The organism is Saccharopolyspora hirsuta (assembly GCF_008630535.1).
GTDB classification, from domain to species: Bacteria; Actinomycetota; Actinomycetes; order Mycobacteriales; family Pseudonocardiaceae; genus Saccharopolyspora; species Saccharopolyspora hirsuta.
The window spans coordinates 131,316-139,311 of the sequence record NZ_VWPH01000020.1 but is presented as its reverse complement, the minus strand read 5'-3'; the positions used below and the strand labels follow the sequence as shown (position 1 = coordinate 139,311).

General features: G+C 71.5%; 8 protein-coding genes. 5 read left to right on the top strand and 3 right to left on the bottom strand.

What is annotated here, in order from left to right; genetic code table 11:
• Window positions 1-132 precede the first annotated feature (132 nt).
• From F1721_RS32775 to F1721_RS32760, 4 genes are all read left to right on the top strand, one after another.
• Window positions 133-1,305 (top strand): acyl-CoA dehydrogenase family protein, encoded by a 1,173-nt coding sequence (locus F1721_RS32775; protein WP_150070725.1) that lies wholly within the window; start codon window positions 133-135, stop codon window positions 1,303-1,305.
• A 12-nt stretch (window positions 1,306-1,317) separates the two neighbouring features.
• Window positions 1,318-2,265, top strand: coding sequence for a bifunctional MaoC family dehydratase N-terminal/OB-fold nucleic acid binding domain-containing protein (locus F1721_RS32770; protein ID WP_150070724.1), 948 nt, complete (start codon window positions 1,318-1,320; stop codon window positions 2,263-2,265).
• A gap of 124 nt (window positions 2,266-2,389) precedes the next feature.
• Entirely contained in the window at window positions 2,390-2,815 is a 426-nt protein-coding gene (locus F1721_RS32765; RefSeq protein ID WP_150070723.1) for a MaoC family dehydratase, read from the top strand.
• Entirely contained in the window at window positions 2,812-3,984 is a 1,173-nt protein-coding gene (locus F1721_RS32760; RefSeq protein ID WP_150070722.1) for a lipid-transfer protein, read from the top strand. The genes F1721_RS32765 and F1721_RS32760 overlap by 4 nt, the downstream gene beginning before the upstream one ends.
• Window positions 3,985-4,066: 82 nt before the next feature.
• Here the strand turns inward: F1721_RS32760 and F1721_RS34670 are convergent, their stop codons facing one another.
• Together F1721_RS34670 and F1721_RS32755 are read right to left on the bottom strand one after the other, a co-directional pair.
• Window positions 4,067-4,243 (bottom strand): hypothetical protein, encoded by a 177-nt coding sequence (locus F1721_RS34670; RefSeq protein ID WP_170301683.1) that lies wholly within the window; start codon window positions 4,241-4,243, stop codon window positions 4,067-4,069.
• Window positions 4,244-4,379: 136 nt separating this feature from the next.
• Window positions 4,380-5,348 carry a helix-turn-helix transcriptional regulator gene (locus F1721_RS32755; protein ID WP_150070721.1) on the bottom strand — a complete coding sequence of 323 codons (969 nt, stop codon included), beginning with the start codon at window positions 5,346-5,348 and terminating at the stop codon, window positions 4,380-4,382.
• A gap of 217 nt (window positions 5,349-5,565) precedes the next feature.
• Here F1721_RS32755 and F1721_RS32750 point away from each other — a divergent pair, with 217 nt between their 5' ends.
• On the top strand, window positions 5,566-6,930 hold the full coding sequence (locus F1721_RS32750; RefSeq protein WP_170301682.1) for an FAD-binding oxidoreductase: 1,365 nt from the start codon (window positions 5,566-5,568) through the stop codon (window positions 6,928-6,930).
• Here the strand turns inward: F1721_RS32750 and F1721_RS32745 are convergent.
• On the bottom strand, window positions 6,921-7,973 hold the full coding sequence (locus tag F1721_RS32745) for a ferredoxin--NADP reductase (RefSeq protein WP_150070720.1): 1,053 nt from the start codon (window positions 7,971-7,973) through the stop codon (window positions 6,921-6,923). The two genes, F1721_RS32750 and F1721_RS32745, sit on opposite strands and share 10 nt — an antisense overlap.
• Window positions 7,974-7,996 lie beyond the last annotated feature (23 nt).

Below are 7,996 nucleotides of genomic sequence, written 5' to 3'. Positions count from 1 at the left end.
AACGTCCAGGCGGGCCGGGCGGCCACTCCCTTCGAGCCGCACCACCAAGGCCGGCAAGAAACTACAGCCTCACCCGGCCCGCCCGGGTGATCTACCCATCGGCAGATCAACTACCAACTTAAGGAGGTGCTGATGTTCATCGATCTCACCGCCGAGCAGCGCGCGCTCGAAGCCGAGCTGCGCGACTACTTCAGCGGGCTCGTCACGCCCGAGGAGCGCGAGCAGCTCGCCGTCGACCGGCACTGCCAGGCGCACCGCGACGTGGTGCGCCGGATGGGCCGGGACGGCTGGCTCGGCGTGGGCTGGCCGGTGGAGTACGGCGGGCGGGGGTTCGGCGACGTCGAGCAGCACATCTTCGCCAACGAGGCCGCCCGCGCCGACGTGCAGCTGCCCTCGGTGACGCTGCAGACGGTGGGGCCGACGCTGCAGGCCTTCGGGACTCCGGAGCAGAAGGAGTTCTTCCTGCCGAAGATCCTGGCCGGGGAGATCCACTTCGCGATCGGCTACTCCGAACCGGACGCGGGCACCGACCTCGCCTCGCTGCGCACCACCGCCGTGCGGGACGGGGAGGACTTCCTGGTCAACGGGCAGAAGATCTTCACCACCGGCGCGCACGACGCGGACTACATCTGGTTGGCCTGCCGGACGAACCCGGACGCGCCCAAGCACAAGGGCATCTCGATCCTGATCGTCGACACGACCGATCCCGGCTACTCGTGGACGCCGATCATCACCTGCGACGGCGCGCACCACGTCAACGCCAGCTACTACCAGGACGTGCGGGTGCCCGCGTCGATGCTGGTCGGCGAGCTGGACCGGGGCTGGCGGCTGATCACCACGCAGCTCAACCACGAGCGCGTCATGCTCGGCCCGGCCGGGCGCATCGCGGGCCTGCGCGAGCGGGTGCGCGCGTGGGCCGCCGCGCGGACCGCCCCGGACGGCACGCCGCTGCTCGACCTGCCGGACGTGCGCCGGGCGCTGGCCCGGGCCCGGGCCGACGAGCGGGTCAACGAGCTGCTGAACTGGCAGGTCGCCGCAGCCGCCGCGCACGGCCCGGTCGCCATCGCGGACGCCTCGGCGACGAAGGTGTTCTCGTCCGAGCGGATCCAGGACCTGGGGCGGCAGCTGGCCGAGGTGGTCGGGCGGCACGGCGATCCGTCCGATGCGGACACCGCGGACCTGTTGTCCTGGTTGGACGTGCACTACAAGCGGAACCTGGTGCTGACCTTCGGTGGCGGGGTCAACGAGGTGCAGCGCGAACTGATCGCCACCGCCGGGCTCGACCTGCCCCGGGTGCCCCGCTGAGCCGGAGGGAACATGACCAGCTCGATCACCGACGCCGCCCACCGCATCCAGGAGCGGGGACCCAGCGCGCCGCGCGCCGCCCGCGACCCGGTCAACCTGCCGATGATCAACAACTGGGTGGAGGCCATCGGCGACCGGAACCCGGTCTACACGTCCGAGTCCGCCGCCGCCGAATCGGTCCACGGCGGACTGGTCGCGCCGCCGGCGATGGTGCAGGTGTGGACGATGGGCGGCCTGGCCCCGCAGCGCGATCCGGGCGACCCGCTGCACGCCATGATGGCCGAGCTCGACGAGGCCGGGTTCACCTCGGTGGTGGCGACCAACTGCGAGCAGACCTACCACCGTTACCTGCGGCACGGCGAGCAGCTCACCGTGACGACCCGGCTGGACAGCGTGGTCGGGCCGAAGACCACGGCGCTCGGCGAGGGCTGGTTCGTCACCACCCGCAACACCTGGTTCGTCGGCGACGAGCCGGTGGCCGAGATGCTGTTCCGGGTGCTGAAGTTCCGCCCGCCGGAGCAGAAGCCCGAGACGCCGAAGCGCGAACCAGGAACCGCGGTGATCCGCCCGGCCGTCGGCCCCGACACCGCCTACTTCTGGGAGGGCACCGCGGCCGGGGAGCTGCGCATCCAGCGCTGCGGCCAGTGCGGCCTGCTGCGCCACCCGCCCGGCCCGATGTGCCCGGAATGCGGTGCCACCAAACGGATCCACCTCGTCTCCGAAGGGCGCGGCGAGGTCTACAGCTACATCGTGCACCACCACCCGCCGGTGCCCGGCAAGGAACTGCCGCTGGTGGTCGCCCTGGTCGAGCTGGACGAAGGGGTCCGGATGCTCGGCGAACTCCACGGCGTGCAGCCGGACGAGGTCTCGGTCGGCCAGCGGGTCGCGGTCGACTTCCAGCGCGTGGCCGAAGACCTGACGCTGCCCATCTGGCGGCCCGAACCGACGGAGGCGTCATGAGTGGTGCATTCCCGCCCAACCGCACCTCAGGGGACCGTGACGCGGCTCAGCCGCGGGAAACCGCTGGGCGCAAGATTGCTTCAGACGTGACCGTCACTGAAAAACCCGGAGAGGCGGCACAGTCATGACTCTTGCTCGAACGAGATCGCTGGCCGAGGTCGTCATCGGCGATGCCCTGCCGGAGGAGCGGATCGAGGTGAGTCCGACGTTCGTGGTCAGCACGGCGATCGCCACGCGGGACTTCCAGGACGTCCACCATGACCGGGACCTGGCGGTGGCCAAGGGGTCGAAGGACATCTTCATCAACATCCTCACCACCACCGGCCTGGTGCAGCGCTACGTGACCGACTGGGCGGGGCCGGAGGCGCTGGTGCGCGGTGTGGCGATCAAGCTCGGCGTGCCCTGCTACGCCTACGACGTGCTGACCCTGCACGGCCAGGTGCTGGAGCGCGACGGTGCGGTGCTGGTCGTGGAGGTGCTGGGGCGCAACAGTCTGGGCACGCACGTCAGCGGAACGGTCCGGGTCGAACTGCCGGAGGTGGCGGGGTGAGCGGGTTCTCCGGCAGCGCGGCGGTCGTGGGCATCGGCGCGACCGAGTTCTCCAAGGAGTCCGGGCGCAGCGAGCTGCAGCTGGCCGCCGAGTCGGTGCGCGCCGCGCTCGCCGACGCCGGGCTGGAACCGTCCGATGTGGATGGTCTGGTCACCTTCACCATGGACACCAACACCGAGGTCGCGGTGGCGCGCGAGCTGGGCATCCCGGAGCTGAGCTTCTTCAGCCGGATCCACTACGGCGGCGGTGCGGCCTGCGCGACGGTGCAGCAGGCGGCGATGGCGGTCGCCACCGGCATGGCCGAGGTGGTGGTCTGCTACCGGGCGTTCAACGAGCGCTCCGGGAACCGCTTCGGGCAGGTGCAGACCGCGCTGGCGGGCGCGCCGACCTCCACCGGGCTGGACAACAGCTGGTCCTACCCGGTGGGCGTGGCCACGCCCGGAGCCCAGGTCGCCATGTTCGCCCGCCGCTACATGCACGCCTACGGCGCGACCAGCGAGGACTTCGGCCGGGTGGCGGTGGCCGACCGCAAGCACGCCGCGACCAACCCGAACGCCTGGTTCTACCGGCGGCCGATCACCCTGGCCGACCACCAGGCGTCGCGCTGGATCACCGAACCGCTGCGGCTGCTGGACTGCTGCCAGGAGAGCGACGGCGGCGTCGCGATCGTGGTGACCAGCCCGGAGCGGGCGCGCGACCTGCCGAACCCGCCCGCCGTGGTGGCCGCGGCGGCGCAGGGCAGCGGCCGCGACCAGTTCACCATGACCAGCTACTACCGCGACGACCTCACCGCGCTGCCGGAGATGGGCGTGGTCGCCCGGCAGCTGTGGCAGCAGGCCGGGATCGGGCCGCAGGAGGTGCAGGTCGGCATCCTCTACGACCACTTCACCCCGTTCGTCCTGGTGCAGCTGGAGGAGCTGGGCTTCTGCGGGCGCGGCGAGGCCAAGGACTTCATCGCCGACGGCGCGATCGAGCTCGGCGGGCGGCTGCCGCTGAACACCCACGGCGGACAGCTCGGCGAGGCCTACATCCACGGGATGAACGGCATCGCCGAAGCGGTCCGCCAGATCCGCGGCACGGCGGTCAACCAGGTCGACGGCGTCGACCACGTCCTGGTCACCGCGGGCACGGGGGTCCCCACCAGCGGCCTGGTCCTGTCCACGGCGTGATGCGCCGCAGTTTCAACTGAAACTGCGGGTCCAGGTGGTCGGCCTCCGCCGCGGTTGGTCGTCGGCGGAGGTCGTGCGCCGGTCAGCAGGGGCGGCCGCACTTGATGCAGACCAGGCCGCCGCCCTGCTTCGGGATCGGGGCGTGGTCGCCGCCCTGCGGGCATTCGTCCATGCGCAGGACGGTGGTGCTGTTGCGGGGCGGTGCGGTCCAGGTTCGGGATCGTGCGAGGTCGGCCTGGAGTACGCCGCTGACACCCATTGTTTCGCTCCTGATCTTCGTGCTCTCAGGACTTCACGTCGGCTGAGATCGCCTCGAAGAAAAGGTGCAAATGATCGGCCTCTTGGGGGAATTCCGAGTGGACGGCGGAGCAACTCCAGCGATCGGGTGATGCGGATCAGCCCAGCGCGTCGAGTCCCCGGCGCAGGTGGGCCCGCAGCTGCGCGCGCACCTCGTCCGAGGTGTCGACAGTGAACTCGACGTCGAGGGCGGCTACGGCGGCGATTTGCCGGGTGAGCTGGGACAGCGAGTCCTCGCCGAGCTCGACGGTGCAACTGTCCTCGCCGGTGGGGGACACGCGGCTCGGGATCAGCGGGTGCAGGTGCTCGCGCACCGCCTCGGCGGGCGCGCGCACCGCGACCCGCGCGGTGTACCGGTAGGGCGCGTCGGCGATCGAGCGGCGCAGGTAGTCCGCGGCGCTGTCGGCGGGGAGTTCGCGAGGTTCGAAGCGGCGACCGGTGGCCAGCGGGTCGCGCAGCCGGTCGGCGCGGAAGGTGCGCCAGTCGCCGCGCTCCGGGTCGAACGCGATCAGGTACCACCGGCCGACGACGGCCACCAGGCTGTGCGGCTCCACCCGGCGGGGTTGGGCCGAGCCGTCGCGCTTGACGTAGTCGAAGGACAGGATCTCGTGGTCCCGGCAGGCTGCCGCGACCGTGGCCAGGATCGCCGCATCGACCTGCGGGCCGTCGCGCACCACCATCGGCACCGTCGCCCCGGCCACCGCCGCCACCTGGGCGCGCAGCCGGGCGGGGAGCACCTGCTCCAGCTTGGCCAGCGCGCGGACCGAGCTCTCCTCGATGCCGGTGACGCTCCCGCTGGCCGCGGTCAGCAGCCCGGCCGCCACCGCCACGGCCTCGTCGTCGTCGAGCAGCAGCGGCGGCAGGTTCTTGCCGGAGGCCAACCGGTACCCACCGGCCGTGCCGGTGGTGGAGGACACCGGGTAGCCGAGCTCGCGCAGGCGGTCGATGTCCCGGCGCACGGTGCGCCCGGTGACCTCCAGCCGCTCGGCGAGCTCGGCGCCGGACCACTCCCGCCTGCTCTGCAGCAACGACAACAACCGGAGCAACCGGGCGGGCAGAGTCGTCATGCGCGGACCGCCTCTCCCAGTACCGCCTCCCCCGGTACCGCCTCTCCGCGATTCACAGTGGTGGTTGCGTCCGAGAGGGATCTCGCGTTTCGCGGTTTCTTGTGGCTGGGTTGCATCACGGTCCCCTGAGGTGCGGTTGAGCAGGACTCTGGCTGACACAAGATTATCCTGACATTCAGGACAGAATCTGTCCTGAAGGCCTACTAGTGTGATCGGCATGAACGACTTCTCCGCGCTGACCACCAGCGGTTCGGTCCTCCTGCCCGCCGACGAGCACTACGCCGCCGAGACCTCCGGGTTCCAGACCTTCCGGGGACGTCGGCCGGACGTCGTGGTGGCGGCGACCGGTGCCGAGGACGTGCGGGCCGCCGTGGAGTTCGCCGCCGGTCGCGGCCTCGCCGTCGCGGTGCAGAGCCAGGGCCACGGCGTGCCTTCCGAGGTGGCGGGCGGCGTGCTGATCACCACCGGCCGGATGGACGGGGTGCGCATCGACGCCGACCGGCGCACGGCCTGGTTCGAGGCGGGCGTGCAGTGGGGTGCCGTCGTCCAGGCCGCGGCGGAGCTCGGCCTGGCACCGCTGTCCGGCAGCGCACCGCACGTCGGCGCGGTGTCCTACACCCTGGGCGGCGGGCTCGGCCACCTCGCGCGGCGCTACGGCTACGCCGCCGACCACGTGCGGGCCGTCGAGGTCGTCACCGCCGACGGGCAGCTGCGCCGCGTCACCGCCGAATCCGACCCGGAGCTGTTCTGGGCGCTGTGCGGTGCGGGCGGCAACTTCGGCGTGGTGACCGCGATGGAGGTCGACCTGGTCCCGGTGGCGCAGCTGTTCGGCGGGGCGCTGTACTTCGACGCGCACCAGGTCGAGGACGTGCTGGCGACCTGGCAGCGGTGGACCCGGGACCTGCCCGACGAGATGACCTCGTCGGTCGCGCTGGTGTCGTTCCCGGACCTCCCGGCGCTCCCGGAACCGCTGCGCGGGCGCCACGTCGCGCACGTGCGGATCGCCCACGCCGGTGACCCGGAGGTGGGGGAGCGGCTGGTCGAACCGCTGCGGGCGGTCGGGCCGCGGCTGATCGACTCGCTGCGCGTGCTGCCGTACCGCGAGGTCGGCACGATCTGCAACGACCCGGTCCAGCCGATACCGTACGTGACGACCAACGCGATGCTGCGCGACTTCGACGACGCGGCGATCAAGACCGTGCTGGACCTGGTCGGCCCGGACGCCCCGCAGCGGTGCGTGGTCGAGGTGCGCCACCTGGGCGGAGCCCTGTCCCGGCCGGCGGCCAACTGCGTCGGCAACCGCGACGCGGCCCACGTCCTCGGCCTGAACTCGAAGGTCGACGAGAGCACGGTCGGTGCGGCCGAACGCCTGCAGGGCCACGTGATGGGCGAGCTGAACGCGTGGTCCACCGGTGGCCGCTGCCTCAACTTCCTCGCCGGTGGCAGCGCCAACCCCGAAGACGTCCGGGCCGCCTACGACGCACCCGACTACGAGCGCCTGCGCGCCCTGAAGTCGACTTACGACCCGACCAACACCTTCCGCCTCAACCACAACATCCCCCCGGTCGGGGACTACTCGTAGGCGATGCGGATCTCGTCGGTGATGGGCAGGGACTGGCAGGCGAGGATGATCCCGTCGTCCAGGTCCTCCTGCTCCAGCACCGAGTTCTGCAGCATCTTCACCTCGCCCCGCTCGATCCGGCAGGCGCAGGCGCTGCACGCCCCTTCGCGGCAGGAGAACGGCGCCGCCACGCCGTTCTCCAGGAGCAGGTCGAGGAGGCGTTTCTGGCGCGGCCACCGGAGCTTATGGTGCTTGCCGTCGAGATCGAGCTCGACCGTCGCATCCGCCGAGCCGCTGCCGGGTTCCGGCGCGGTTTCGGCGGAGCCGCCGGTCGGGCCGGAGGACGTCGAGCGCTTCTTCCGCTCGAACGGATTCCGCTTGAGGGAGACGAAGCGCTCGACGTGGGTCCTGGCGCTGGGGACGTCGAGTTCGCGCAAGGCCTCCTCCGCGGTGTCCATGAAACCGCCCGGGCCGCACACGAAGCACTCGCGGTCGGCGAACGGGCGGCTGAGCTCGCGCAGCGCCGCGGCCGTCGGCAGGCCCTGGACCGACTCCAGCCAGTGCACGACCAGCAGGCGGTCCGGGTGCCGCGCGACCATCTCCCGGAGCTCCTCGGCGAAGATGACGGCGTCCTGGTGCTGGTTGGCGTAGATCAGCGCGATGCGCCCGGTCCCGGCCGCCAGCACCGACTTCGCGATGGACATCACCGGCGTGATGCCGCTGCCCGCGGCCAGCAGCAGCACGTCGTTGTCCAGCGAGCTCGGGACGAACGCGCCGGACGGCGGCAGGACGTCCACTTCGGACCCCGCGACGACGTTGTCGCACAACCAGTTCGACCCGTACCCGGCGCGCTTCACCGTCACCTGGAGGGCGTCGTCCACGTGCGGCGAGCTGGACAGCGAGTAGCTGCGCGCGACGGATCCGGTGCGGTCGCTGGGAATCCGCAGGGTGAGGAACTGGCCGGGGCGGTAGGACCAGCCCGGTGGTGCTTCGAACACCAGCGAGCGGCTCTCGCCGGTCTCCTCGACGACCGCGACGACCCGCAACCGAGCAGGCTCAGGCATCACTGGCTCCTATGGGGGTTGAG